This window comes from Aeromonas sp. 75A, from assembly GCF_051919425.1.
In the GTDB taxonomy this organism is placed as follows: domain Bacteria; phylum Pseudomonadota; class Gammaproteobacteria; order Enterobacterales; family Aeromonadaceae; genus Aeromonas; species Aeromonas veronii.
Window position 1 is genome coordinate 252,817 of sequence record NZ_JBQBES010000002.1, and the last position, 25,142, is coordinate 277,958.

The 25,142-nt window shown below is 59.4% G+C and carries 20 protein-coding genes and 1 other RNA gene; 7 read left to right on the forward strand and 14 right to left on the reverse strand.

All coding sequences use genetic code 11. The features are described 5' to 3' along the window. Positions 1-1,383, forward strand: coding sequence for an amino acid permease (locus ACTG2T_RS01130; RefSeq protein ID WP_236283224.1), 1,383 nt, complete (start codon positions 1-3; stop codon positions 1,381-1,383). A gap of 100 nt (positions 1,384-1,483) precedes the next feature. Here the strand turns inward: ACTG2T_RS01130 and ACTG2T_RS01135 are convergent, their stop codons facing one another. Beyond that, positions 1,484-1,810: an ArsR/SmtB family transcription factor gene (locus tag ACTG2T_RS01135; RefSeq protein ID WP_005344826.1), complete on the reverse strand. Its 327-nt coding sequence runs from the start codon at positions 1,808-1,810 to the stop codon at positions 1,484-1,486. A gap of 106 nt (positions 1,811-1,916) precedes the next feature. Between ACTG2T_RS01135 and ACTG2T_RS01140 the strand changes: the two genes are divergently transcribed. Beyond that, the gene (locus ACTG2T_RS01140) at positions 1,917-2,987 is read left to right on the forward strand and encodes a permease (protein ID WP_330124479.1); all 1,071 of its coding nucleotides are present in this window, start codon (positions 1,917-1,919) and stop codon (positions 2,985-2,987) included. A 125-nt stretch (positions 2,988-3,112) separates the two neighbouring features. Here the strand turns inward: ACTG2T_RS01140 and ACTG2T_RS01145 are convergent, their stop codons facing one another. Beyond that, positions 3,113-3,823 (reverse strand): HAD family hydrolase, encoded by a 711-nt coding sequence (locus ACTG2T_RS01145; protein ID WP_139747419.1) that lies wholly within the window; start codon positions 3,821-3,823, stop codon positions 3,113-3,115. A gap of 203 nt (positions 3,824-4,026) precedes the next feature. On the opposite strand from ACTG2T_RS01145, the gene ACTG2T_RS01150 reads away from it, so the two are divergent. Beyond that, entirely contained in the window at positions 4,027-5,580 is a 1,554-nt protein-coding gene (locus ACTG2T_RS01150; RefSeq protein WP_330124480.1) for a methyl-accepting chemotaxis protein, read from the forward strand. Between the two features lie 85 nt (positions 5,581-5,665). On the opposite strand, the gene gcvP is transcribed toward ACTG2T_RS01150, so the two are convergent. The 6 genes from gcvP to ACTG2T_RS01180 all read right to left on the reverse strand — a co-directional run bounded on the left by gcvP (position 5,666) and on the right by ACTG2T_RS01180 (position 14,205). Continuing rightward, positions 5,666-8,542, reverse strand: a complete 2,877-nt coding sequence (gcvP, locus tag ACTG2T_RS01155) for an aminomethyl-transferring glycine dehydrogenase (RefSeq protein WP_330124481.1) — start codon at positions 8,540-8,542, stop codon at positions 5,666-5,668. 299 nt (positions 8,543-8,841) lie between these two features. Next, positions 8,842-9,231 (reverse strand): glycine cleavage system protein GcvH, encoded by a 390-nt coding sequence (gene gcvH, locus ACTG2T_RS01160; RefSeq protein ID WP_005333898.1) that lies wholly within the window; start codon positions 9,229-9,231, stop codon positions 8,842-8,844. Positions 9,232-9,315: 84 nt separating this feature from the next. Next, positions 9,316-10,413, reverse strand: a complete 1,098-nt coding sequence (gene gcvT / locus ACTG2T_RS01165) for a glycine cleavage system aminomethyltransferase GcvT (RefSeq protein WP_330124482.1) — start codon at positions 10,411-10,413, stop codon at positions 9,316-9,318. Positions 10,414-10,829: 416 nt separating this feature from the next. Beyond that, positions 10,830-12,098, reverse strand: coding sequence for an FAD-dependent 2-octaprenylphenol hydroxylase (locus tag ACTG2T_RS01170; protein ID WP_330124511.1), 1,269 nt, complete (start codon positions 12,096-12,098; stop codon positions 10,830-10,832). Positions 12,099-12,234: 136 nt separating this feature from the next. Then, on the reverse strand, positions 12,235-13,458 hold the full coding sequence (gene ubiH, locus ACTG2T_RS01175) for a 2-octaprenyl-6-methoxyphenyl hydroxylase (protein ID WP_330124483.1): 1,224 nt from the start codon (positions 13,456-13,458) through the stop codon (positions 12,235-12,237). Positions 13,459-13,635: 177 nt separating this feature from the next. After that, positions 13,636-14,205, reverse strand: a complete 570-nt coding sequence (locus ACTG2T_RS01180; protein ID WP_005346580.1) for a UPF0149 family protein — start codon at positions 14,203-14,205, stop codon at positions 13,636-13,638. Positions 14,206-14,378: 173 nt separating this feature from the next. On the opposite strand from ACTG2T_RS01180, the gene zapA reads away from it, so the two are divergent. Both zapA and ssrS read left to right on the forward strand, forming a co-directional pair. Then, positions 14,379-14,711 (forward strand): cell division protein ZapA, encoded by a 333-nt coding sequence (gene zapA / locus ACTG2T_RS01185; protein WP_005333910.1) that lies wholly within the window; start codon positions 14,379-14,381, stop codon positions 14,709-14,711. Between the two features lie 16 nt (positions 14,712-14,727). Continuing rightward, positions 14,728-14,909, forward strand: a non-coding RNA gene (gene ssrS, locus ACTG2T_RS01190) — 6S RNA. 165 nt (positions 14,910-15,074) lie between these two features. Here ssrS and ACTG2T_RS01195 read toward each other — a convergent pair. Both ACTG2T_RS01195 and fdhD read right to left on the reverse strand, forming a co-directional pair. Continuing rightward, the gene (locus ACTG2T_RS01195; protein WP_330124484.1) at positions 15,075-17,366 is read right to left on the reverse strand and encodes an FdhF/YdeP family oxidoreductase; all 2,292 of its coding nucleotides are present in this window, start codon (positions 17,364-17,366) and stop codon (positions 15,075-15,077) included. Further along, on the reverse strand, positions 17,353-18,150 hold the full coding sequence (gene fdhD, locus ACTG2T_RS01200) for a formate dehydrogenase accessory sulfurtransferase FdhD (protein ID WP_330124485.1): 798 nt from the start codon (positions 18,148-18,150) through the stop codon (positions 17,353-17,355). The genes ACTG2T_RS01195 and fdhD overlap by 14 nt, the downstream gene beginning before the upstream one ends. A 161-nt stretch (positions 18,151-18,311) precedes the next feature. Here fdhD and ACTG2T_RS01205 point away from each other — a divergent pair, with 161 nt between their 5' ends. After that, positions 18,312-19,220, forward strand: a complete 909-nt coding sequence (locus tag ACTG2T_RS01205) for a LysR family transcriptional regulator (RefSeq protein ID WP_127007571.1) — start codon at positions 18,312-18,314, stop codon at positions 19,218-19,220. Between the two features lie 84 nt (positions 19,221-19,304). Here ACTG2T_RS01205 and emrD read toward each other — a convergent pair whose 3' ends face one another. The 3 genes from emrD to ACTG2T_RS01220 all read right to left on the reverse strand — a co-directional run bounded on the left by emrD (position 19,305) and on the right by ACTG2T_RS01220 (position 22,051). Continuing rightward, on the reverse strand, positions 19,305-20,501 hold the full coding sequence (emrD, locus tag ACTG2T_RS01210) for a multidrug efflux MFS transporter EmrD (protein WP_330124486.1): 1,197 nt from the start codon (positions 20,499-20,501) through the stop codon (positions 19,305-19,307). Positions 20,502-20,762: 261 nt separating this feature from the next. Then, complete coding sequence (locus tag ACTG2T_RS01215; protein WP_043819510.1) at positions 20,763-21,425, reverse strand: glutathione S-transferase family protein; 663 nt, start codon at positions 21,423-21,425, stop codon at positions 20,763-20,765. A 170-nt stretch (positions 21,426-21,595) separates the two neighbouring features. After that, positions 21,596-22,051 carry a hypothetical protein gene (locus tag ACTG2T_RS01220; protein WP_330124487.1) on the reverse strand — a complete coding sequence of 152 codons (456 nt, stop codon included), beginning with the start codon at positions 22,049-22,051 and terminating at the stop codon, positions 21,596-21,598. 199 nt (positions 22,052-22,250) lie between these two features. Between ACTG2T_RS01220 and suhB the strand changes: the two genes are divergently transcribed. Further along, positions 22,251-23,054, forward strand: a complete 804-nt coding sequence (suhB, locus tag ACTG2T_RS01225) for an inositol-1-monophosphatase (protein WP_005352992.1) — start codon at positions 22,251-22,253, stop codon at positions 23,052-23,054. Positions 23,055-23,463: 409 nt separating this feature from the next. Here suhB and ACTG2T_RS01230 read toward each other — a convergent pair whose 3' ends face one another. Then, positions 23,464-25,095, reverse strand: coding sequence for a methyl-accepting chemotaxis protein (locus tag ACTG2T_RS01230; protein WP_330124488.1), 1,632 nt, complete (start codon positions 25,093-25,095; stop codon positions 23,464-23,466). Positions 25,096-25,142: the final 47 nt, after the last annotated feature.

Genomic DNA, 25,142 nt, shown 5'->3' on the forward strand with positions numbered 1-25,142 from the left:
ATGGATTTGAAACAAGACGGTGAGGAGCTGAAGCGCGGCCTTAAAAACCGCCACATTCAGTTGATTGCTTTGGGCGGCGCCATCGGCACCGGCCTCTTTCTGGGCATTGCCCAAACCATCAAGATGGCAGGCCCCTCAGTCCTGCTGGGGTATGCAATCGGCGGCTTTATCGCCTTCCTGATCATGCGCCAGCTCGGTGAAATGGTGGTGGAAGAGCCGGTAGCTGGCTCCTTCAGCCACTTTGCCTACAAATACTGGGGCGAGTTTGCCGGTTTTGCGTCCGGCTGGAACTACTGGGTGCTCTACGTGCTGGTGAGCATGGCCGAGCTGACCGCAGTGGGCATCTATGTCCAGTACTGGTGGCCCGAGATCCCGACCTGGATGTCAGCCGCCTTCTTCTTCGTGCTGATCAACGCCATCAACCTCTCCAACGTCAAAGCGTTTGGCGAGATGGAGTTCTGGTTCGCCATCATCAAGGTGGTCGCCATCATCGGCATGATTGGCTTTGGCGGCTATCTGCTCCTCTCCGGTGCCGGCGGCCCCGAGGCGAGCGTCACCAACCTGTGGGCCCAAGGCGGCTTCTTCCCCAACGGCATCAGCGGTCTGGTGATGGCGATGGCGGTGATCATGTTCTCCTTCGGCGGTCTCGAGCTGGTGGGCATTACCGCCGCGGAAGCGGACAACCCAGAGAAGAGCATTCCCAAGGCCACCAATCAGGTGATCTACCGCATCCTCATCTTCTACATCGGTGCTCTGGCTATCCTGATGTCCCTCTATCCCTGGGGTAAAGTGGTGGAAGGCGGTAGCCCGTTCGTGATGATCTTCCATGCACTGGACAGCAATCTGGTCGCCACAGTACTCAACATCGTGGTGCTGACGGCGGCACTGTCGGTCTACAACAGCTGCGTCTACTGCAACAGCCGCATGCTGTTCGGTCTGGCCAAACAGGGCAACGGCCCGAAAGCCCTGCTCAAGACCAACAAGAGCGGCGTGCCGCTGGTTGCCCTCTCGGTCTCGGCCATCGCCACCCTGCTCTGCGTGCTGATCAACTACCTGATGCCGGGCAAGGCGTTCGGCCTGCTGATGGCGCTGGTGGTCTCCGCACTGGTGATCAACTGGGCGATGATCAGCCTCGCGCACCTCAAGTTCCGCAAGGCCAAGGTCACAGAGGGTGTCCAGCCCAAGTTCAAGGCGTTCTGGTACCCCTTCGGCAACTATCTCTGCCTCGCGTTCATGGCTGGTATCCTGGTGATCATGTATATGACCCCGGATTTCCGCATCTCGGTCGAACTGATCCCAGCCTGGCTGGTGGTGTTGGGCATTGGCTTTGTCATCAAGCGCAAAGGACAAGCCCAAAGCAAGGTCGCAGCCAATCTGGGTTAATGCCCGTAGCTGAGAAAAACAATGCAAAACGCCGATCACATGATCGGCGTTTTTTTATTGCGCTCAGCGCAACTGACCGCACTACTAGCAGCCATAGCCCTCAGGAAGGCAGCTCTTGCCTTTGATCTTGCCGATGCTCCGGGCTATTGACGCAACACTCATCACGGAAAAAGGCGATGATCTCCTCCAACACCGCGTATTGAGAGACGCAAAGCAGGGTGCGACTCTCCCGGTTTTGCTTCACCAGCCCCACCGAGACCAGCGCCGCGATATGGTGGCTGAGGGTGGAAGCGGGGATCGCCAGCTGCTTTTGCAGCTCCCCCACCGGCAGCCCCTGCTCTCCCGCCTTGACCAGATGCTTGAAGATAAACAGCCGGGTCGGATGACCCAGCTCTTTCAATGCCTTGGCGACCTCTTCCAGTTGCATCTCTGCGCCCTCCACAAATTTGATATTTCGATAATACCAGAAATATCTTGACCGGCCATTCATTTCGATTATTTTGGAAATATAGAAACCAAGTGAGGATACGACAATGAATGAGTGGTTAACCATGCTGACCGATGCAGCCCAGATGTTCCTGTTTCTGGCTGTCGAGCTGTCGGTGCTGTTTCTGGTCATTAGCGCCGGGGTCAGCCTGATCCGTCAGAAGATCCCCGACGAGAAGATCCAGCGGATGCTGGGGGCTCGCCACGGCAAGGGCTATCTGCTCTCTGCCCTGCTCGGCGCCGTCACCCCCTTTTGCAGTTGTTCCACCATCCCCATGCTGAGAGGGCTGCTCTCGGCCAAGGCTGGCTTTGGCCCCACTCTCACCTTCCTGTTTATCTCCCCACTGCTGAACCCCATCATCGTCGGCTTGATGTGGGCCACCTTTGGCTGGAAAGTGACCCTGCTCTACGCCGTGATCGCCGCCAGCGTCTCCGTCATGGCGAGCATGCTGCTCGACAGATTGGGGTTCGAGCGCCATGTCATCGACCCCAAAGAGGCCACCCCCTCTTGCGGTAGTGGCTGTGGCCCGGCGACCCGCACCACCACTCAAGCACATTGCAGTGACAACCAACGCGGCGCCATTCGCGCAATCAAACCCCTCAACGGGGCAGCGTGCTGCCCGGCACCGCAACCAGAGATGGCAGAGCAGTCCACCCTTTCCTGCTGCGGCGATGGCACGGCAACCCTGACCCGTGCGCCACAACTCCCCACTGCCTGGGTCAAAGCTCGCATTGATGCCTGGCAGCAGTTCAAAGCGGTATTGCCCTTCCTGCTGCTTGGGGTGCTTATCGGCTCATTTATTTACGGTTTTATTCCGGCCGAGTGGATCGCCGCCCATGCTGGTGCCGACAACCCGCTGGCCATTCCCTTCAGCGCCATCGTCGGGATCCCGCTCTACATCCGTGCCGAGGCCGTGATCCCGCTGGCGTCGGTACTACTGGGCAAAGGGATGGGAATGGGCGCCGTCATGGCGCTGATCATCGGCAGTGCCGGCGCCAGCCTGACCGAGGTGATCCTGCTCAAATCCATGTTCAGAACCCCGATGATTGCGGCCTTCCTTACCGTGATCCTCAGCATGGCGATACTGATGGGCTACCTGATACAACTGCTGTTTTAAGTCGCCCATCATTAAACAGACAGGGTGTTAAGCCAGCAGAGTGTGAAACCATCAGGCTTCCCATAGACAAACGCCGATCAACTGATCGGCGTTTGTCTATTCCGTACGGCAATCTGCAACCGGCGTTACAGATATTGCCCGACGATGGGGAGCAGATCCTCGACGTCACGGGCGATATGGTCGGGTTGGTGTTCCCAGCGCTCCGGGGTCGCGCGGCTATAGGCGACAGCCACCGATATCACACGGCTCTGCTCGCCAAGCGCCGCTTGCAAATGACGGGCAAACTGCACATCCGCTTCATGGTCACCGATATAGATCAGCGACTGGCACCTAGCTGGGCCGAAGATAGACTCCAGACATTTGAGGCCACCGTAAGGATGGGGTTTTTGCTGCTGTCCGGGCACGTCATCATAGCCGACCACAGCCTTGAACAGGCTGTTCACGCCATGCTGCTCCAGAACCCGGCGAATATTCTTTTGGGAGTTCTGCGAACAAATTCCGTGGGGAATGGCAGAGAAATGGTCAATCACCGCCTCCAGCCCCGCAAAAAAACGCACCTCGGTCCGGTTCATCTCCTGATGCTTGGCCCACAGACTGCCAGCCAGCACCATCTCGTCCCGCGACAAACCGTAGTAATCCATATAGAGCGCCTGCCAGTTCTTGGCGGCGTGATTGGCATGGTGATATTCCGCTTCGCTGCGCAGATAGCGCGGCAGATGTTCTCCGGTCAGATGGGGGGCGACCTCAGCCAGGATCTGCTTGGTGATATCGATATTCTTCGGCACCGAATTGACCAGAGTACCGTCATAATCCCATAAAATCGCATCCAACTTCATTGCGTTACCTGTCTCGCTTCACAGCCATAAGTCACGCCATGTTACTTGGCTTGCCTCCCCTCGCCAAACCGCGCTGTAAAAATGTGAGACCCATCCCGTCCCCACGCAGTAGCACAAGAGTTAATGTGCAACAACACAATAAATGAACATCCTCTGCCATACTCAGACGAAGTATTCCGTTACGCCGAAACCGGAGTCTGATCATGGTAACCAGCTCGCTTCACACCACAGATACCGAGGTTGAATTTGCCGACGATATCCAGTTGGTATCGACGACCGATCTCAAAGGGGACATCACCTACGCCAATCCGGCGTTTTGTCAGGTGGCAGGCTATCGCCTGGAAGAGATGTTGGGGCAGCATCACAATCTGGTGCGCCACCCCGACATGCCCAAGGCAGCGTTTGCCGATCTCTGGGCCCACCTGCAGGCGGGTAAACCATGGCGAGGGATGGTAAAAAACCGCTGCAAGGATGGCCGCTATTACTGGGTTGATGCCTATGTCACCCCGATTTATGAAGATGGCAAGATGGTGGGTTACCAATCCGTCCGCTGCCGCCCCGCCGCAGAGCACAAAGCGCGTGCCAGCCAGATGTACAAAACCCTTAAAGCCCGTGAAACCGGCTCTGCCATTCACATGGGCCTGCGTCAGCTCACTCCGGCCATGATGACCATCCCCCTGCTGCTCGTCAGCGTGCTCAGCGCGCTCTGGCTGCTCTCACCGCTGCAGGCGCTTTGGGTCATCATTCCCCTAGTAGCCACCATCTGGTTCAATCGCCACCCTCTCTTCCTCACGCCGCGATTCTTGCAGCAGCTCGAGCAGGATTACGACAGCATCAGCCGCCTTATCTTCTCGGGGGATGCCCCCCACAGCATTGCCGATTTCCATATCAAGCTCGGGCAAGCGAAGATCCGTACCGTACTCGGCCGTGTGGATGACACCACCGCGTCGCTCAATGCCATGGCCAATGACCTGCGCGGCTCCGCCTCGCTGGCCAGCCAGGATATCTCTTCGCAAGACACGCAGATACAGCAGATTGCCACCGCCGTCACCCAGATGGCTTCGGCCGCCGAGGAGATCAACCGCAATATTCAAGACAGCAACAGCCAGATTGAAGAGGCCCGCAGCCACTGCATCACCACCAGCACCCAGCTTTCGGAAGCAGGAGAAGAGATGTCGGCGCTGGCCACCCAAGCGGAGCAAGCCTTTCAGTCAGCCGTTGAGCTGGCGAGCGAGTCCGAGCGGATCGGCACCATCATGAGCGAAATTCGCGGCATTGCGGATCAAACCAACCTGCTGGCGCTCAATGCCTCCATCGAAGCCGCACGGGCAGGCGATCAGGGGCGCGGCTTTGCAGTGGTGGCGGACGAGGTTCGCAGCCTGTCGACCAGAACACATAAGGCGACAGAGCAGATCCAGAACAGCATTGGCCATATCCAACAAACCCTGGGGGGATGGAAAGAGATGATGCATCTCAATGTGACCAGAACCAACGCCTGCCTCGCCACCACCCGGGCAAGCACCGGCAACCTGAATCAGGTTGTGGTCGAGATAGACAAGGTCTCTGATTTTTCCAACCAGATCACCGCCGCGGCCACCGAGCAACAAGCGGTCATCGAGGAGATCAGTCGCAATATCAACCAGATATCCTCGCTCTCTCACGATAACAGTCTCAAAATCGATCTGGTGAGTGAAACCAGTGCCAACTTGCAGAGCAAAGCGAGCCAGCTCAAGGACTTAAGCAGGACGTTTGGATAGCAGCAATCAGATGACATATAAAAAGGGCCACCCGTCTGGGTGGCCCTGTTGTTTATACGGCTTAACTGTTGCTCCTAGACGCCACTTACTTGGCGTAATCCTCAGTCGGGATACAGGCACAGAACAGGTTGCGATCGCCGTAAACGTCGTCGATGCGGTTGACCGAGGGCCACAACTTGGCGGCGCGCACGGCGTCGGACGGGAACACCGCCTCGGCGCGGCTGTAGCCACGGGACCACTCTGCATCCATCACGTCATCCTGGGTGTGCGGCGCATGGACCAGCGGGTTGTCGGCGAGGCTCCACTGCCCCTCCTGCACCTTGGCAATCTCGGCGCGGATGGACGTCATCGCCTCGACGAAGCGATCCAGCTCGCGCTTGGATTCCGACTCGGTCGGCTCGACCATCAGGGTGCCCGCTACCGGGAAGCTCATGGTCGGTGCGTGGAAGCCGTAGTCCATCAGCCGCTTGGCCACGTCCATCTCGCTGATGCCGGAAGCCTCCTTGAGCGGACGGATATCCAGAATGCACTCGTGGGCCACCCGACCGTTGCGGCCAGAGTAGAGCACCGGGAAGGATTCACCCAGCTTCTTGGCCAGATAGTTGGCGTTGAGGATGGCCACCTGAGTGGATCTCTTCAGCCCCTCGTCACCCAGCATGGCGATATACATCCAGCTGATGGGCAGGATGCTGGCCGAACCGAACGGTGCCGCCGACACGGCGCCGTTGTCACGGCTCTCCTTGTCGGTCTTGACCACGGCGTGACCAGCCACGAACGGTGCCAGATGCTTCTTCACACCGATGGGGCCCATGCCCGGGCCGCCACCGCCGTGCGGAATGGCAAAGGTCTTGTGCAGGTTGAGGTGAGATACGTCCGCCCCGATAAAGCCCGGTGCCGTCAATCCAACTTGCGCGTTCATGTTGGCGCCGTCCAGATAGACCTGACCACCGTGCTGGTGAACGATGTCGCACACCTCCTTGATGGTCTCCTCATACACCCCGTGGGTGGAGGGGTAGGTCACCATCAGACAGGAGAGTTGATCCCCCGCCTCGGCGGCCTTGGCGCGCAGATCGTCGAGATCCACGTTGCCCGACTTGTCACAGGCGGTGACGATTACCTTGAGCCCCGCCATCTGGGCAGAGGCCGGGTTGGTACCATGTGCAGAAGCCGGAATGAGACAGATGTCGCGATGCCCCTCACCGCGGGACTCGTGGTACTTCTTGATGGCCAAGAGACCAGCGTACTCGCCCTGAGCCCCGGAGTTGGGCTGCATGCAGACCGCATCGTAACCGGTCACCTTCACCAGCCAGTTTTCGAGGTCGGCCAGCAGCAGCTGGTAACCCTTGGCCTGCGCCAGCGGAGCGAACGGGTGCAACTTGCCGAACTCGGGCCAGGTCACCGGGATCATCTCGGCGGTAGCGTTGAGCTTCATGGTGCAGGAGCCCAAGGAGATCATGGCGTAGTTGAGCGCCAGATCCTTGGCTTCGAGACGGTGGATATAACGCAGCATCTCGGTTTCGGAGTGGTACTTGTTGAACACCTCGTGGGTCAGCACGGCGTCAGTGCGCAGCAGATCCTGCGGGATGGCGTGATGGGTCTGGGCCGCCTTGTCGAGGGCCTCGATATCGAGCCCGTGACCTTGACCGAGGAAGAGCTCGAACAGCTCGGCCACATCAGCGCGGGTGGTGGTTTCAGAGAGTGACACCCCTACCGCACCGTCGAGATCCGCGCGCAGGTTGATGCCGAGCCCCTCGGCCTTGGCGATCAGCTCTGATTTGCCCGTGGTCAGCACGGTCAGGGTATCGAACCAGCTGGCGTGCTTGAGGGCCACACCCTTGGCCTTGAGGCCGAGCGCCAGAATGGTGGTGAGACGGTGCACGCGGGAGGCGATGGTTTTTAGCCCCACCGGGCCGTGGTAGACGGCGTAGAAGCTCGCCATGTTGGCCAGCAACACCTGTGCGGTACAGATGTTGGAGTTGGCTTTCTCGCGGCGGATATGCTGCTCGCGGGTCTGCATCGCCATACGCAGCGCGGCCTTGCCGCGGGCATCCTTGGAGACACCGATGATACGGCCCGGCATGGAACGTTTGTAGGCATCGCGGGTGGCGAAGAAGGCGGCGTGGGGGCCACCGTAGCCCATGGGCACGCCAAAGCGCTGGGCGGAGCCCAACACCACGTCGGCACCCAGCTCGCCCGGGGACTTGAGCAGCAGCAGAGAGAGCAGATCGGCGCTGACGCAGGCCAGCCCTTTCTGGGCCTGTACGGCGGCGATGAGGGCACGCAGATCTTTCACCTCACCGGTGGTGGTGGGGTACTGGAACAGGGCACCAAACACCTCTTCGCTCACCGCATCGCTCGCGGCGCCAACCGCCACGTCGAAACCAAAGTGAACCGCGCGCTCCTTGACCACGTCGATCACCTGCGGGTGCACATCATCGGCCACGAAGAAGAGGTTGGATTTGGACTTGGCCATCCGCTTGGCCAGCGCCATCGCCTCGGCGGCGGCGGTCGCTTCATCCAGCAGGGAGGCACTCGCCAGATCCATGCCGGTCAGATCCAGCGTCAGCTGCTGGAAGTTGAGCAGGGCTTCGAGACGGCCCTGTGCCAGCTCGGGCTGGTAGGGGGTGTAGGCGGTATACCAACCCGGATTTTCCAGCACGTTGCGCAAAATGACGTGGGGCACATGGGTATCGTGATAACCCATGCCGATATAGCTCTTGGCAATCTTGTTCTGGGCGGCATAGCCCTTGAGCTTTGCCAGCGCCTCCACTTCGGTCATGCCGGCACCGATCCCCAGCGGACCCGGCAGGCGAATGGCGGAGGGCACGGTCTGTTCAATCAAATCGTCCAGGCTTTCGGCCCCAACGGTCGCCAGCAGCTGGCGCAGCTCTTCCTCGCCCGGGCCGATATGGCGGCGGACAAAATCGGTTTTTTGCTCAAGTTCAAACAGTGACTGGGTCATTTCCCTATTTCCTGATAAATAAGTCCTGGCATGACATCCTGATAACCAAGACCTGATGTTCCTGATCGTCGGTTGATACCGACTCCACTCATGTTCTGGGTCCCGCAGACAGGGTGCGGCACCGGATGCTGCGGCAGCATCAAGAGGGGATCGCCTTGTTGCGAACCAGCCTGTTTGCCCCCTAGGCACCTAGGCTGGCAAACGGCAGGCGCGGGCGACTTCACCCTTCCATCGGCCGGTGCTTGCCCGGCTGGCGGTCATACAAAGGGGCCCTGCTGTGTTGGCAGGGCCCGGGGGCATTACTCTTCGTCCACCACGTTCTGGTAGCCTTCGGCATCCAGCAGGTTGGCCAGCTCGCTCTCGTCATCGAGCTTGATGCGGAACAGCCAGCCAGCGCTGTAGGGGTCGGAGTTGACCAGCTCGGGGCTCCCTTCCAGCTCTTCGTTGACAGCAATGATCTCGCCACTCACCGGGCTGTAGATATCAGAGGCCGCCTTGACCGACTCGGCCACGGCGCAGTCGTCACCGGCACTGACCTGCTTGCCCACTTCCGGCAGCTCGACAAACACCATGTCACCCAGCAGCTCCTGGGCGTGCTCGGTGATACCAACCACGGCCTCGCCGTTGGCTTCAACACGGATCCACTCGTGGGAAGTGGCATATTTCAGTTCGCTCGGGATATGGCTCATTTGTGCTTCCTTTGATCTTTGAGTCGCGTTTAAAAACGAATATGAAAAGGGATGGGGGAGGCACTGCCCTCCCCCAAGACGATGTTAAACCAGCTTCTGGCCGTTACGGACGAAAGCGGGCTTGGTAACCTTCACGGTGACCAGCTTCTTGCGGATCTCCACCTCGGCCAGCTCACCGATATCGCGGGGCACCCGCGCCAGGGCAATACTGTAGCCCAGGGTGGGGGAGAAAGAGCCGGAGGTGATCACACCTTCCCGCTTCTCACCGTTTGCCGCGGTGAAGGTAACGGGCATACCGGCACGCAGCACCCCTTTCTCTTCCATCACCAGACCCACCAGCTTGGGCAGGTTGCCCGCCGCTTTCTGCGCTTCCAGCACGTCGCGGCCGATGAAGTTGCGATCGCTCGGCTCCCAGGCGATGGTCCAGGCCATGTTGGCAGCGAGTGGAGAGACTGACTCGTCCATATCCTGACCATAGAGGTTCATCCCCGCTTCGAGGCGCAGGGTATCGCGGGCACCGAGGCCGCAAGGGGCGACGCCGTTATCCAGCAGTGCCTGCCACAGCTCGCAGGCTTTCTCTTGCGGCACCACGATTTCATAACCATCTTCGCCGGTGTAGCCGGTAGTGGCGATAAAGAGATCGCCAGCCTGCACGCCGAAGAAGGGTTTCATCCCCACCACGGCGGTACGCTGAGCGGCGCTCAGCACAGCAGCAGCCTTGACCTTGGCGTTGGGGCCCTGCACCGCAATCATCGCAAGCTCGGGACGCTCGGTCACTGTGATGTCGAAATCGATGGCGTGATGGCGGATCCAGGCCAGATCCTTCTCGCGGGTAGCAGAGTTGACCACCAGCCGGTAGAAGGTATCGGTTAGGTAATAGGTGATGAGGTCATCGATCACGCCGCCTTCCGGATTGAGCATGCCGCTGTAGAGGGCCTTGCCGGGGGCAGTGAGTTTGACCACGTCGTTGGCCAGCAGGTGTTGCAGAAAGGCTTTGACCCGTTCGCCGGTCAAATCGACGATGGTCATGTGGGAGACATCGAACATACCGGCATCGCTGCGCACCGCGTGGTGCTCTTCCAGCTGGGAGCCGTAGTTGATGGGCATTTCCCAACCGTGGAAGTCCACCATCTTGGCGCCGGCTTCCAGGTGTTTGGGATGCAGTACTGTAGTCTGGATCATCGCATTCTTTCCTTAGCAAAAAGCCTTTTCGCTTTGGCGACCACCCTTGCGACCCGCGCCACCGCTCTGACTGCACTGCGTGCAACAAAAAGCGACCGGATCCAAAAGTGTGTGCTCGCTCCTGCCCTTGCCAGGCAAGAGGGATTCCTTGAACGGAGCGGATTATATGACAAGCAGGCGAGCGTGCCGCTCAAAAAAAACTAATCCCCTCCCGTAAAACTGACTCCAGACACTAAGATAAATGCAGTGATAAAAATAGCCATAAGCCGACTCAGGCGAGATTAAATTTTGATTTTTACCGTTTCGTCACAATTTGCAGAAAAACGTTTCGCTCCAGAGCAAAATTAAAGGCTGACACCCAAAATGGGTCATCAGCCTTGTCGGATTACTTTTGTTGTCAAAAACGGCGAGTAATATTAGTTTTTTTCACCCTTGGCCTGCATGGCACTGCCCTTGGTCGCCGCAACGACCCAGTCAGGACGGGCCAATGCGGGCAACTCGCCCTCCAATCCCATGGCGGCGCGGATCACCCCCTCCTTGAACGGAGTCAGCAGATTGGCCGCGCGCAATCCCACGCCCCGCACCAGCTTCTTGAGCGGGTTGGCCCCGCTGAACAGCCGCTTGAGCCCCTCCATCGCAGCCAGCATGCGAGCCGCTTCGCTCTTGCGCCAGCGCTCGTAGCTGCGCAGGTTGGCGAGCAGGCCGATATCCTCACCCGCGGCATGATTTTGCAAGATCTGCTCCGCCAGCGCGGCAGCATCCAGCAGGCCAAGGTTGACCCCCTGCCCCGCCAGCGGGTGGATGGTGTGGGCGGCATCTCCCACCAGCACCAGCCGCTCGCAGGCAAAGTCGCGGGCATAGCGGGCGGTAAGAGGAATCGCGCTGCGCGGCCCCTCCACCTTGCACAGACCGAGCCGTGCATCGAAGGCGGCGGTAAGCTGGCGATTGAACTGCTCATCATCGCAGGCGCAGAGCGCCTCGGCGCGGGCCGCAGGCAGCGACCAGACGATGGAGCAGAGGTTCTCTTGCCACAGCGGCAAAAAGGCGAGCGGGCCATCCGGGGTGAAGATCTGGCGAGCAACCGCTTCATGGGGTTCGGCGCAGCGCACCGTCGCCACCAGGGCGTGGTGACCGTAATCCCAGCTGGTAAGCGGGATATCGGCCTGACGGCGCACCCAGGAGTGGGCGCCATCGGCAGCCACCGCCAACTTGGCCGAAATGGCCTGACCATCTTCAAGGAGCAACAAGGCACCCGCCGGGCCACTCTGCAGGATCTTGGCTCTGGCGGGGGTCAGCAACTGGATATTGCTGGCACCTTCAATCGCCTCAAGCAGCGCCAGCTGGATCACCCGGTTCTCGACGATATGACCAAGAGATGGCTGGCGCAGGCTGGCGGCATCGAAGTCGATATGGCCGAAGCTGTCCTGCTCCCACACCGCCATCTTGTCGTAGGCCTGCAGGCGACGCGCTTCAATGCCGTCCCAGGCGCCAACATGGCGCAGGATCTGCTGGCTGGCGAGGCTAAGGGCGCTGACCCGGTTATCGGCCACCTCCCCCAGCTGCGGGTCGGGCAGTTGTCCCTCCACCACCAGCACCTTGAGGGCGCTATGTTTCAGGGCCGCAGCGAGCCCCAACCCCACCATGCCGCCACCGACAATCACCACATCCACATTTTGCATCTGCATCATCTCATCCTTTCTGGGCTGACCGGCTGGCCAGCGAGGGGACGCCCGCAGGCATCACCTCTTTATTCAATAGGTTTTGATCAACGAATGGCGGTCACCATCTTCCGGTCAACAGGCTCCACTCAACAAGTGCTGGCTAGTTGCCGCACACATCAGCGACAAAGCCCAGGGTGCGCGAGGCAAGCGGCACCTTGAGGCACGGGAATCGCCCCATCAGGGTGAGCGCCAGATTGCGCCCCGCCACCAGCGGATCGTGACCATTGGAGAAGAGCTGGGCCAGCGAAGAGGTGAGCCAGACGGTCTGCTCCTGATCGCGCTGACGCTGCTGCCAGTAGCCACTCAGTACCTTGAAGCTGCCGATATCCTCCCCCTCTGCCAACGCCTTGGCCACCGCCCCGGTAAGCAGGTCGAGATCCCGCATCCCGAGGTTGAAGCCCTGTCCGGCTATCGGGTGCAGGGCGTGGGCGGCATTACCGACCAGCACGGTGCGCTGGGCCAGCGGGTAGTCGCAGGCGGTCAGAATGAGCGGATAGACGTGACGCACGCCGCATTGCTCGAAGCGACCAAGCCGCCAGCCAAAGGCCTGCTGCAGACGGGCAAGAAACGCCGCCTCATCGAGTGCCATCAGCTCATCCACCTCATGCTGCCCGACGCTCCACACCAGCGAGGAGAGCCCCTCCTGCATCGGCAGCAGGGCCAGCGGCCCCCCTTCGGTAAAACGCTCGAAGGCGCGTCCCTCAGGGTCTTGCGCCGTTTTGACCGTGGCGATGATGGCGTGCTGCTCAAAGTCGTGGCGGGTCACCGGCAACTTGAAGTGCTGACGCACAAAGGAGTTGCCGCCGTCTGCTGCCACCAGCAGGCGGGTCTCAATCTGTTCACCGCTCTCGAGAGTGAGGGTCACCTTCTTCTCATCGGGCGCAATCTCGCTCACCCGAGCCGGACAGCAGACCCGGATATTGGGAGAGGCCGCCATCGCCCGTTGCAGCTCATGACCGGCAGCTGCAAGCTCGATCACCTGGCCCAGCGCGGGCAGACCGTATTCAGCAGCCGACAGGCGAGCCTGACCGAAGTGGCCCCTATCCGAGACATGAATCTGGGTAATGGGGGAGCAATGGGGGGCAAACAGCGGCCAGAGTCCGCGTCGCAACAGCGCATCGCAGGTACCGGCCGAGAGCGCAATGGCGCGGGCGTCGAACCCTGAATGGGTGTGCTGTTCGGGGACGCTTGCCTCCAGCAGCAGGATCTCGAGGGGGGAGCCATCGGATCGAAACAGGGCTGCCAGCGAGAGGGCCAGCACGGCACCGCTCATTCCACCGCCGACCAGGGTGACATCGACCTGTCGCACATCAGATTGAGACATAAGCAGAGAGGAAGAAGTGAAAAAGGTGGCCTCATGCTATCACAAAGCCGCTGGCCGAATGCGAGGTCACCGGCAAAAAACCGGTTGCGCCTCACAGGGTTAGCCACCACAAGGGAATAAAAAAGAGCGCCATCAGGCGCTCTTGCAGATTCAGTAAGGGTCTCGTTGACCCGCCCCTCAATGAAGGGTCGGCGGCGCGCTCGGGGTATCGGGGCGCTTGCCAAACTCTTCGAAGGCCATCATGACACCCAGTTTGACGTGTTCGTAGAGCACCAGGAAAGAGGCTTCGTTCTCGTCATCTTCCTGATCGAACTCGGCAGAGACCTGAGTGATGCTGGCGATATCCTGGATCATCTCCTGCAGCTCTTCCGATGCACGGGAGAGCTCCTGTTGCACCACGCCGAAACCGGCCAGAAATGCCTGTGACCAGTCCACCAGCGAATCGATGCGCTCGTCGAGGGGAGCATCATCACTTGGCAGTAGCAGCTCGACGCCCTTCTGGGCCATCAGGCTCTCGACCACATTGTGATAAAGATCGGTCATCACCTGGCGCACCGGGGCCGGCAGGCCGAAACCGTCGTTCACCAGATCGTTGAAATGGGGCACCCAACTCTTGTCGTCCAGTGCCACACCGCCGCACACCAGACCGCAGATCACACCATGGGCCTCTACTGCGCTGGCCATCAGCTCATGTTGTTCCATGATGTCGGCCACTGCCGCATATTTAAGGGGGTTCGTTTTGCTCATCGAGGATCCGCTCAAAGTTCAGTCAAATTTGCAGAATTAATGGTCAGGATCCTAGCATTCTCCCTCTTGCAGAGCCAGCAAGGCCTTGAAACTTATGCATCTGCGCTATATAGTCCCGCCCAGTTGTCCACGTGGATAAAGGCGGAAATCAGCTCCGCCGTATTGAGGAAGGCATGAGCACAGAGGCCGTAGAAATCGTCATTTTGGGACGTCCCTACAAGGTATCCTGTCCCTTGGGACAGCAGGATGCCCTGCGCCAGGCCGCCGAGCAGCTGACCGACAAGTTGATCGACCTGCGTCAACGCTCCAAAGTCTCCAGCAACGAGCAATTGGCTATCATGGCGGCGCTTAATTTCTGTCATGAGCTCTGCCTTGAAAAAGAGAAGAACCACCAATACTCTGAGACCATGGACAAGCGGATCAAGATGCTGCAGCGCACCATCGAAGCGGCCCTGATCGAGCACGGACAATATGGTGATTCCAGCGAAGAGGGGCAACAGCCCTAATCGCAAACCGTTTTAAAATTCCCTGGGATGTTTGTCAGCCGGTTCAAGTCCCCGAGCCGATATTCATACTAAACAGGGGATCTGCCTTCTGGCTATTGCGCATGCTCGGCACGACCGAGAAGCCTGCGGTCAGATCCGATCCCCGCCTTGAACCGACGGTTCAAGGGCCCAAACCGGCAACGGCATCTCGGGGTACCAACAGCAAAAGCCCGTCACCAGCGTGACGGGCTTTTTCTTTGCCTGATGATCAACGAACCCTACCCCTTTCAGAGCTGAAAAAATGCCCCGGATGAAAAACTCACCCGGGGCATCACCGCATTCACTGTGCAGGCTGTGTGAGCGCAGCCAGTCGCATTAGCGCTTTTATTTGACCAGCAACAGATTCTCCTGCTGGCGGGAGGCAGTCACCAGCACCGGGATGGACTTGGAGGTCGGGGTAAACGACCCAGCACCGATACTGTCGATGGGCACCAGCGGATTGGTCTCCGGGTAATAAGCCGCGATGTTGCCCTGCGGAATGTCATAGATCACCACGCTAAAGCCGGTCACGATGCGCTCGCGCCCATCTTTGCAGATGCCCGCCATGTCGACCCGATCCCCTTCGGCAAAGCCAAGCTGGCGAGCATCCGCCTCGTTCATGAACACCACGTTGCGCTGGCCCTTGATGCCGCGATAGCGGTCATCCATGCCATAGATGGTGGTGTTGTACTGATCGTGAGAGCGCAGGCTCTGCAGCAGCAGTACCGGCTGATCCGCCATCTGTTCGGCATGGCGGGTACACTCCGGCAACACTGATTGCGGCAGGGTGCTGGCACGAAACTCAGCGCAGCCACTGGCGGTATTCCAGGTCAATAGCGCCGCGGAGTTATCGAGATGAAAACCGCACGGCTGCTGGATGCGGGCATTGAAATCGGCAAAGCCGGCGATGGTCTGCTCGATGAGATCGCGAATACGGGCATAGTCATCGCGCAGAGCCAGCCAGTCGACCCGCTCGCTGCCCACGGTGACATGAGCCATCCGCGCAACTATGTCGGTCTCGGAGAGGCAGAGCGGCGACACCGGCTCGGCTGCGCCGGTCGAGGCGTGCACCATGCTGAAGGTGTCCTCCACCGTGATCTTCTGGTTGCCGCTGCGCTGGATATCGAGCTCGGTGCGGCCGAGGCAGGGCAGGATCAGCGCAGCCTTGCCCACCTGCAGATGGCTGCGGTTGAGCTTGGTGCTGATCTGCACGTTGAGCTCGGCCTTTTTCATCGCCCCATAGGTGAAGTCGGTATCGGGCGCCGCTGCAGCCAGGTTGCCGCCCAAGCAGATGAGTACTTTGCTCTTGCCCTCATCCAACGCCTTGAGCGCTTCGTACACGTTGTGGCCACGGGCCCGCGGCAGGCTCACCTGCAGGTGACGCTCGATCCGGTCGATAAAGGCGGCGGTCGGCTTTTCGTTGATCCCCATGGTGCGGTTGCCCTGCACGTTGCTGTGACCCCGTACCGGACAGAGCCCCGCCCCCGGCTTGCCAATCTGGCCGCGCATGAGGTGCAAGTTGACGATTTCACGGATGGTATCGACCGAGTGCAGGTGCTGGGTCACCCCCATGGCCCAGCAGCTGATGATGCGCTGGCTGGCGGCAAACACCCGGGCGGCCTGCACGATGTCGGCGCGGGTCAGACCGGATTGCTGCTCGATCATGGCCCAGTCGGTGGCACGCACCTGCGCCTCGTACTCGGCAAAGTGGCGGGTGTGGCGGGCGATAAAGTCGCGATCCACCGCCTCCGGCGCCTCTTCCAGGATGTACTTGGCCATGCCGCGGATGGCGGCCATGTCGCCACCCAGTTTCGGCGTCAGGTATTGGTGGCTGATGGTGGTGGCCGCCGGGGTAAGCAGCTCAAGCGGGCTCTGCGGGCTAGCGAAGCGCTCGAGGGCCACCTCTTTCAAGTTGTTGAAGCTGACGATCTTGCAGCCGCCACGCGCCGCCTGGCGCAGTGCATTCATCATGCGCGGGTGGTTGGTACCCGGATTCTGGCCATAGACGAACACCGCATCGGCCTGGTCGAAGTCATCCAGCACCACAGTGCCCTTGCCGATACCGACCGACTGGATCAGCGCTACCCCGCTCGCCTCATGGCACATGTTGGAGCAGTCTGGGAAGTTGTTGGTGCCAAACAGGCGACCAAACAGCTGATAGAGGTAGGAAGCTTCGTTGCTGGCACGTCCCGAGGTGTAGAACTCCACCTCATCCGGGCTATTCAGCCCCTTGAGAGTGCCGGCAATCAGGGTGAAGGCATCGTCCCAGCTTACCGGCTCATAGTGATCGGTCGCCGGGTTGTAGCGCATCGGCTCGGTCAGCCGCCCCTGATACTCGAGCCAGTAGTCGCTCTGGGTGGCCAGCTGGCGCACCGAATGGGCGGCGAAAAACTCGGCCCCCACCGTCTTGCCGGTAGACTCCCATGCCACCGCCTTGGCGCCGTTCTCACAAAACTGGAAGGTGCCGTGGTCGTTGTCACCCCAGGCACACCCCGGGCAGTCGAAACCGTCGGTCTGGTTGACCCGCAGCAGGTTCTTGATGTTCTGACGGGTCTTCTGGCTGCGCAGCACCTGTTTCATGGTGGATTGCAGGGACGAAAAACCGCCGGCTTTGGCGGGCTTTTCAATATGACTCATGGCACTCTCCGATGGGATCCGCCGGGCGATAGCTCGAATAGCTGACCGGGGCATCAAACTTGGGAATATGAAGGACGTTGAGGTTGTATTTGAGGGCCAACCTGACCGCCAGCTGGCTGGGCGATGCCAGGCAGATGAGGTGACGTGCGCCGAAGCGGGCGGCTTTTTGCACCAGCTCGCTGCCACAGCGGCTGGTCACCACCAGGGTGTCGCACGCACTTTGCTGACGCAGCAGCAGACCGATCAGCTTGTCGAGGGCATTATGGCGCCCGATATCTTCCCGGCAGTGGAGGATCCTCCCCTCGGCATCCAGCGCCAGCGCCGCATGCAGGGCACCATGCTGCTGCCCCTTGAGCTGCCACTGGGTGATCTGCGCACGCAGCCCCGCCAGCAAGGCCCCATCCAATGGCGGCGTCAACGGCAACACCGACAGTGCGGGCAACGCCTGCTCTACCGCCGCCACGCCGCAGATGCCGCAGCCGGTCACCCCGGTCAGCCGGCGTTTGTGCTCGGCCAAGGCGGCCAGAGAGCGGTTGGCGATGGTCACATCCAGCACAATACCCTGTTCGGCTGGCGCGACCTCGATGTCGTGGACTTCGTGGTTATGCCGGATGATCCCCTCGCCAAACAGGAAACCGACGGCAAAGTCGTCGAGATCGTCCGGGGTCGCCATCATCACCGCATGGTTGATGCCATTGATGTTGATGGCGACGGCCACCTCTTCCACCAGATGATCCAGTGACGGCAAGTTGGCGGGGGTTGCGACGGGAGAATGGGCAGGCATGCAGGTTGGCCTAAAAATGCAAACTGCATTCAAGTTTAGAGAGGCGACTGACGCAAAACCAATGAAATAAATCTATATCCTGATAGAGTTGTTCTATCGAAGATGTTTTTTCAATTGATTAATTCTTCAATATCCGGTTCCACTGCCTCCACTACAACCAGATGAATATCAAGCAACTTCACTACTTTCACGAACTGGCCAAACACCGGCATTTTGCCAAAGCAGCCAAAGCCTGCCACATCACCCAACCGACCCTCTCGGCCAGCATTACTGCCCTGGAAAAGAGTGTCGGCACCGATCTGGTGGTACGCACCAGCCAGTTTGTCGCCCTGACCGAGGCCGGCGAGCTGGTACGCCAGTATGCCGAACGGATGTTGCTGGAGCAGGAGGCGCTCAAGCAGGAGCTGGCGCTGTTTCAGGGCGAGCTATCCGGTACCCTGCGTATCGGCATCGTGCCCCAGTCCAATCTCGACATCATGCCGTTTATCGCCCGCTGCAAGCAGCGCTATCCCGACATCGTCATTCGCCTGTCGGTGCTCAGTAATGAAGCCCTGCTATCACAGCTGGAGCTGCATCAGTGCGATATCGGACTGGGATTTGATGAGCCCGCCGGCGGAGCTGGCCGGCGCGCCTTTCATGTCTACCCGCAAGGCGCCAACCAGATGGCGGTGCTGATGAACCGTGACGAAGCGGATCAATACCCGGACAGCGGCGACATTGCGCTTGCTGAACTGCAGCAACAGCCGTTGGTGCTGCCCAGCCGCACCATGCAATTTCGTCAGTATCTGGATCGCGCCGCCGAGCAGATGGGGACCTCGCTTAACGTGGTACTGGAGACCGACTCGCTGTTCCATCTGGTCAGCGCCGTACGCCACCGGCTGGGCTGGGCCATCGTCAGCGCCGGTCTCGCCCGCTCTGCCAGCAAACTCTCGGATCTCGTTTGCCTGCCACTCGCTCCGCTGGAGAATATCGGCCATACCGCCTTTCTGACCCGCCAGCAGAGCATCACCCCCGCCATGCGTGCCTTTCTTGAACTGGTGGCAGAAGGTGACCCGGCAAACGCGCCTTGACGCAGGCCAAGCGGTAAACCTCATCCGGTTCTGGCAAAGAAAAAGCCCGCCAGAAGGCGGGCTTTCAGAGAGCAAGCGCGGGCATCAAATCGCCATCTGCTCGTGCGGCGAGCCGTGGTGGCGCAGCCAGACAAAACTCAGCGCCACGATCAGCACCATCAGGGTCATGATGGCCCCCAGAGTCACCTGACCGGTCATCGGGAAACCGGCCGCCAGCAGGGTCACCACACCGGCACCCAGATTCTGCATCCCGCCGAGAATGGCACCCGCGGTACCGGCCTGACCCGGGAAGGGCTCGATGGCACAGGAAGTGGCGGTCGGGTAGAGAATACCGCTACCAATGAAGTAGACAGCCGCACCACCGACCAGCGAGGCGGCACTCACCACCCCGAACAGCCCCGGCACCAGAATGATGAGGGAGCCGAGCGCCAGAAAGGCGATGCCAAGGCGCATCAGTTTGCCCTGAGTCAAACGGAAGCTCAGCTTGGCAGAGAGCCAGGCACCGAACAGATAGCCGGGCAGCGGCAGCACGAACAGCACGCTCACGGTACGGGCACTCAGTTTCAGCACATCGCCCAGCAGCACACCGGCCGCAGCTTCAAATACTGCCAGTCCCGCAAAAGTCGCCATCAGGCAGAGCAGGTTGCCCTGAAACTTGGGGTTGCCCAGTACATGGCGATAGGCAGCACCGACGCGCAGCGGCTGACGGGCAGCAGCAGGCAGCGTCTCACCAAACCAGGCCATGATCGCCAGGGTAGCTACGGCACCAAAACCGAACAGGAACCAGTAACCGGCACGCCAGTTGAACAGCTCGGTCAGCCAGCCACCCAGCACCGGTGCCAGCAGCGGGGAGAAGATCACCCCCATGCTGACCAGACTGTTGGCGCGGTTGAGCTCGGCGCCGTTGTAGCGATCGCGCATCACGGTACGGCTCATGGCGCCACCGGCACCGGTACCCAGCCCCTGAATAAAGCTGCCCACCAGCAAGGCGGCAAAATGGGGGATGACCTGAATGATCAGGGTGCCTACCAGAAACACCATCATGCCGACGATCAGCACCGGACGACGACCGATGCGATCCGACAGCGGCCCGTAGACAAACTGGGAGAGGCCATAGGGGATCAGGTAACAGGCCATCACCGCCTGCAACTGGCCCGAGGCCACATTGAAGTCCCCCGCCATCATGGGAATGGAGGGGACATAGAGGGTCTGGGTCATCTGGCCCACAGCGACCATCAGAATGGTCAGTAAAAACAACGGATGAAAACTGTGCCGATCCATATCAGTCCCAAAAAATCGAAAAAATGCTGCCGCCCTCTGGCACAAAATGGCCCAGAGGAATCTGATCACAGAGGCTGTGATGCAATCAAAAACAGTGTTGGAAACAGTAGGCGGGGAGCCCGCCAGACCACCGCACAGGACGCTTGGTGGTATGGGGGCATCATAGTGATTCAGCTCACAGAAAACGAACGAATCTTTATAATCGGCTTGCCTTAGTTTTTCTAATATTACGGGGCAATACGCCCCGTCTGCGGTTCAAAATCAACGTGTTACCATCTGTTGTGCCTGCTTGATCAGCTCATCCGGCTGCTCTTTGCGCGGTGGTATGGTGATCCCCTTCTGGCAGGCAGGCTTCTCGGCCATCCGATCCATCCAGGCTTGCAGATGGGGTAACCCTTCGATGGAGATGCCGCTCCAGTCATAAATCCGCACCCAGGGCCAGGTGGCGATATCGGCGATGCTGTACTCGTCCGCTAGATATTCGTGATGGGCCAGATGGCTGTCGAGCACCTCGAACAGGCGGCGCCCCTCCTTCTGGTAGCGTTCGATGGCGGCGGGGATCTTTTCGGGGAAGTAGCGATAGAAGACATTGGCCTGCCCCATCATGGGCCCTACCCCGCCCATCTGGAACATCAACCACTGAATGGCCTGAGAGCGGCGTTTGGGGTCCGCCGGCAACAATTTGCCCGTTTTCTCCGCCAGATAGATAAGGATGGCACCCGACTCGAATACGGCAAAATCGTCATTATCCCGATCGACGATGGCCGGAATGCGGCCGTTGGGGTTGATGGCGAGAAACTCGGGCTTCTTCTGATCCAGTGCCGAGAGATCGAGAGGAATGACCCGATAGGGCAATCCCAGCTCTTCCAGTGCAATGGCCACCTTGAAGCCATTGGGGGTTGCGGCGGTATAAAAGTCGATCATGATTCACTCCTTGTTGGTCATAGCCAGATTGCACGGTTGGAACTGGGTGCAACACCATAGCCGCCTCATCTTGCAACAAGTGACCGGCTCCAGACCATTAACTAAAGCGGCGCACCGTAGGCCAAACAAGGCCACGGTGCGCCGCTGGTGCGCTCTGGCAATGGTAGATATTAGTTGATCACGGCGACCGGCTTGCGCTGGCGCAGCATGATCAGGCGGGAAAGCAGCGGGAAGTAGGACTCCAGCTTGCGCAACAGCACCCGGCTGCAGGCAGGCTCGGCCAGCTCCGACTCATCCAGCACGATGCCGTTTGAGACAAAATAGAAACGGGGGTCACGCACATCCGGCCCGCGGACCGTCAGCTCCTTGTCTCCCTTGCGGATCAACAGCGGCAAGACCGGCAAACCGATCGTCTCATTCTCTCCCCGGGCAAATCCGGCATCCTGCCAGGGCGCATCGCCGTCGATCAGCAGGATCGCCGCCTCCGTCTTGGCCGGTTGCCACTGGGCCAGGGGGGTCACGGTGATGTGGGCAAAGTGATCACCATACTCGGGTGATGACCGCAAGATGGCCAACAGTCCCTCGCTGGCCGCTGACACGTTCTGACTCACTAATGACAAATTCATGGTTCACATCCCTATGCTCATGACAGCCTGTATCCGGCTGCTGGGATAAGACTAGCGCAGATCTGGTCTATATTGGAGCCGTCAAATCTGGCAGTGGTAATCAATTGGTCGTAGGGGGATAACAGTTGCCATCGCACAAAATACTGGTATCATACCGCGTCCTTTTATCCCCCGTTCTTTAACATCCAGTGGTGAACCTATGCATCCGATGCTGAATATCGCCGTGCGCGCTGCGCGCAACGCCGGTCAAGTTGTAGTAAAAGCCTTCTCCCAGCCCGAGAACATTGAGGCTATCCAAAAAGGCAGCAATGACTTCGTGACCAACGTTGACCGTGAAGCCGAAGCGGCCATCATTCACACCATCAAAAAATCTTACCCGGAGCACAGCATTGTTGCTGAAGAATCTGGTGAGATTGCCGGTACCAATCCGGACTACCAATGGATCATTGACCCACTGGATGGCACGACCAACCTGGTCAAAGGCATTCCGCACTTTGCCGTTTCCATCGCCCTGCGCGTGAAAGGCAAAACCGAACAAGCCGTTGTTTACGATCCCATCCGTGACGAGCTGTTTACTGCTACCCGTGGTAGCGGCGCCCAGCTGAACGGCTACCGTATCCGTGTCGGCAAAGCCAAAGAGCTGGCTGGCACCGTACTGGCTACCGGTTTCCCCTACAAACAAAAGCACCACATCGAGTCCTACCTGAAGATGTTCCAGAGCATGTTCATCGAATGTGCCGACATCCGTCGCTCCGGCTCTGCCGCACTGGATCTGGCCTACGTGGCTGCCGGTCGCGTCGACGGTTTCTGGGAAATCGGCCTCAAGCCCTGGGACACCGCTGCCGGTGAACTGCTGGCCAAAGAAGCGGGCGCCATCGTCACCGACTTCGTAGGCGGTCACAACTACGAAAACTCCGGCAACATCGTGGTTGCCAACCCGCGAGTCCTGAAAGAGATGCTCGGCAAGATCCGCGAAGAGCTGCCGGAGTCCTTGGCGAAATAAGCCAGCCTTCGAGCAGACAGATAAAAAAACCGGCGCAAGCCGGTTTTTTTTATTGCTGCGATATCCCCTGTCAGGGCATTCCAACCAACTGCTTATGCTCTTCTTCCCCCATAGCTCGCGCCCCAACCGCTCGCCCCGTTCCCCATCCCCAAAACAGTTCGTCGCCCTTCTCTCGTTAGCAAACACGCCTTAACCAACCTTCTTGAATATCACCACACAGGCAGAGATAAGCATCTGATCTCCCTCCCAGTTTGCCCTGATCTTCATCCTCTGTATGAAGAGCCCCAACCATCAGGCCTCGTACCCATCGCCAGATAAAAAACACCCGGCACATGGCCGGGTGTCGTGAGGGCAGGCAAAGCGCCCCGACTTTTATGAATAAAGAGGCCGGCGTACGCCAGCCCCCTTATCAGGCGAGACGGAAGCGCCCGATGGTCTGCTTCAGACCCACCGCCAGCTGGCTCAGCTCCAGACACGCGCGGGCAGTATGATCCGCCCCCTGCGCCACCTCATTGGCGGATTCGTTGATCCGCGCAACATTGCGACCCAGCTCATCAGACACCGCATCCTGCTCACCACAGGCGCTGGCAATCTGGATCGCCATATCGGCAATCTGGGCGACAGCCTCTTCGATCTGCTGGATACCGGTGCCGGTCTGCTCGCTTTGGGTGACGCACTGACGGATCATGTCACAGCTCAGCCCGGTCACCTCTTTGGCCTGATTGGCGCGAGACTGCAGGGTTTCGATGATGGCGACGATCTCGCCGGTAGAGGCCTGGGTGCGGCCCGCCAAGGTGCGCACCTCATCGGCAACCACCGCAAAGCCACGGCCCTGTTCACCGGCACGGGCTGCCTCAATGGCGGCATTGAGAGCCAGCAGATTGGTCTGATCGGCAATGCTGCGAATGACATCGACCACTACGTTGATCTGGGCGGATTCACGCTCCAGTTCGGCCACCAGCGTGCCAGCCTGCTCAATCTCTTCCGCCACACGGGTGATCGCCACCAGCGAACGCTGCACATCCTGATTACCTTTGCGGGCTAAGGTATTAGCCGCACTGGCAGACTCAGAAGTGTGCTCTGTATTGCCCGCCACATCAGCAACGGTCGCTTTCATCTGGGTCATGGCCGTCGCCACCAGCGAGATCTCCTGCTGCTGGCTCTGAATACCCTTGGCAGACTGTTCGGAAACCGCACTCACTTCGTCAATCGCCGCCCCCAACTGGGTAACCGCAGCTACCACCTCTTCAATCAGACCACGCAGGTTGTCCTGCATCTTGAGGGAAGCTTTGGCCAGCATGCCCAGCTCGTCGCGGCCGATATGCTGACGCTCCAGCTGATGAGTCAGATCGCCGGCGGCAATGGCGTTGGCCTGAGCCACTACCGCTTGCAGCGGCAGGCAGATCTGGCGGGTCAGGAACCAGGTCATCACCACCATGAACACCAGCAGAGCACCAATGCTCACCATGGCGAAAGTGGTCACCATGCTGACGCTGCCAAGCAAGCTGCTGCGGTTTTCCTTCACAAAACCGAGGTTCACATCGATCAGAGCATTAACTGCCCGCTCCAAAGAACCAAAAGCAGCATTCGAGGCAAATAACTGTGCCTTGGCCTGCTCTTGTTCTCCTTGTACCAGCAGTTGATCAAACTCGTTCACTGCACGTTGGTAACTGAGCCACTGTTGTTTGGCCTGATTAAACACCTGACGCTCATGATCAGCACCGACAGTCGCCTCATAGGCGTGAAATGCGTTGTCTACTTTCTGGATATTCTGCTGGATCCGGCTGCGGCGAGCCTGCAGATCAGCGGCATCGTTCACCATCAGCAATGCAAACTGGGCACGACGGACATAGGAGACGTCATAGAGCAGGGTTTCGACCGACAGGACACTCGGCAGCGTAGAGTCGGTAAAGTTCAGCACCCGATCACGCACACCGCGCAATTCGCTGGAGAGAAAAACACCGAAGACAACGTTGACTGCGGCAATGACCGCAAAAACCACGGCAATCTTTTTGCCGATGGAGAGATTCTTGTAAAACATAGTGGCGGGTGATCCTCTACTGCTGACAGGCGAATGGAGTGTGGCGA

Coding starts and splice junctions, on each gene's coding strand:
- gcvT (WP_330124482.1), bottom strand. CDS start 10,413: ATGATCCAGACTACAGTACTGCATCCCAAACACCTGGAAGCCGGCGCC.
- ACTG2T_RS01180 (WP_005346580.1), bottom strand. CDS start 14,205: ATGAGCAAAACGAACCCCCTTAAATATGCGGCAGTGGCCGACATCATG.
- ACTG2T_RS01205 (WP_127007571.1), top strand. CDS start 18,312: ATGAATATCAAGCAACTTCACTACTTTCACGAACTGGCCAAACACCGG.
- fdhD (WP_330124485.1), bottom strand. CDS start 18,150: ATGCCTGCCCATTCTCCCGTCGCAACCCCCGCCAACTTGCCGTCACTG.
- emrD (WP_330124486.1), bottom strand. CDS start 20,501: ATGGATCGGCACAGTTTTCATCCGTTGTTTTTACTGACCATTCTGATG.
- suhB (WP_005352992.1), top strand. CDS start 22,251: ATGCATCCGATGCTGAATATCGCCGTGCGCGCTGCGCGCAACGCCGGT.
- ACTG2T_RS01140 (WP_330124479.1), top strand. CDS start 1,917: ATGAATGAGTGGTTAACCATGCTGACCGATGCAGCCCAGATGTTCCTG.
- ACTG2T_RS01135 (WP_005344826.1), bottom strand. CDS start 1,810: ATGCAACTGGAAGAGGTCGCCAAGGCATTGAAAGAGCTGGGTCATCCG.
- gcvP (WP_330124481.1), bottom strand. CDS start 8,542: ATGACCCAGTCACTGTTTGAACTTGAGCAAAAAACCGATTTTGTCCGC.
- ubiH (WP_330124483.1), bottom strand. CDS start 13,458: ATGTCTCAATCTGATGTGCGACAGGTCGATGTCACCCTGGTCGGCGGT.
- ACTG2T_RS01170 (WP_330124511.1), bottom strand. CDS start 12,098: ATGCAGATGCAAAATGTGGATGTGGTGATTGTCGGTGGCGGCATGGTG.
- zapA (WP_005333910.1), top strand. CDS start 14,379: ATGAGCACAGAGGCCGTAGAAATCGTCATTTTGGGACGTCCCTACAAG.
- ACTG2T_RS01215 (WP_043819510.1), bottom strand. CDS start 21,425: ATGATCGACTTTTATACCGCCGCAACCCCCAATGGCTTCAAGGTGGCC.
- ACTG2T_RS01230 (WP_330124488.1), bottom strand. CDS start 25,095: ATGTTTTACAAGAATCTCTCCATCGGCAAAAAGATTGCCGTGGTTTTT.
- ACTG2T_RS01195 (WP_330124484.1), bottom strand. CDS start 17,366: ATGAGTCATATTGAAAAGCCCGCCAAAGCCGGCGGTTTTTCGTCCCTG.
- ACTG2T_RS01145 (WP_139747419.1), bottom strand. CDS start 3,823: ATGAAGTTGGATGCGATTTTATGGGATTATGACGGTACTCTGGTCAAT.
- gcvH (WP_005333898.1), bottom strand. CDS start 9,231: ATGAGCCATATCCCGAGCGAACTGAAATATGCCACTTCCCACGAGTGG.
- ACTG2T_RS01220 (WP_330124487.1), bottom strand. CDS start 22,051: ATGAATTTGTCATTAGTGAGTCAGAACGTGTCAGCGGCCAGCGAGGGA.
- ACTG2T_RS01130 (WP_236283224.1), top strand. CDS start 1: ATGGATTTGAAACAAGACGGTGAGGAGCTGAAGCGCGGCCTTAAAAAC.
- ACTG2T_RS01150 (WP_330124480.1), top strand. CDS start 4,027: ATGGTAACCAGCTCGCTTCACACCACAGATACCGAGGTTGAATTTGCC.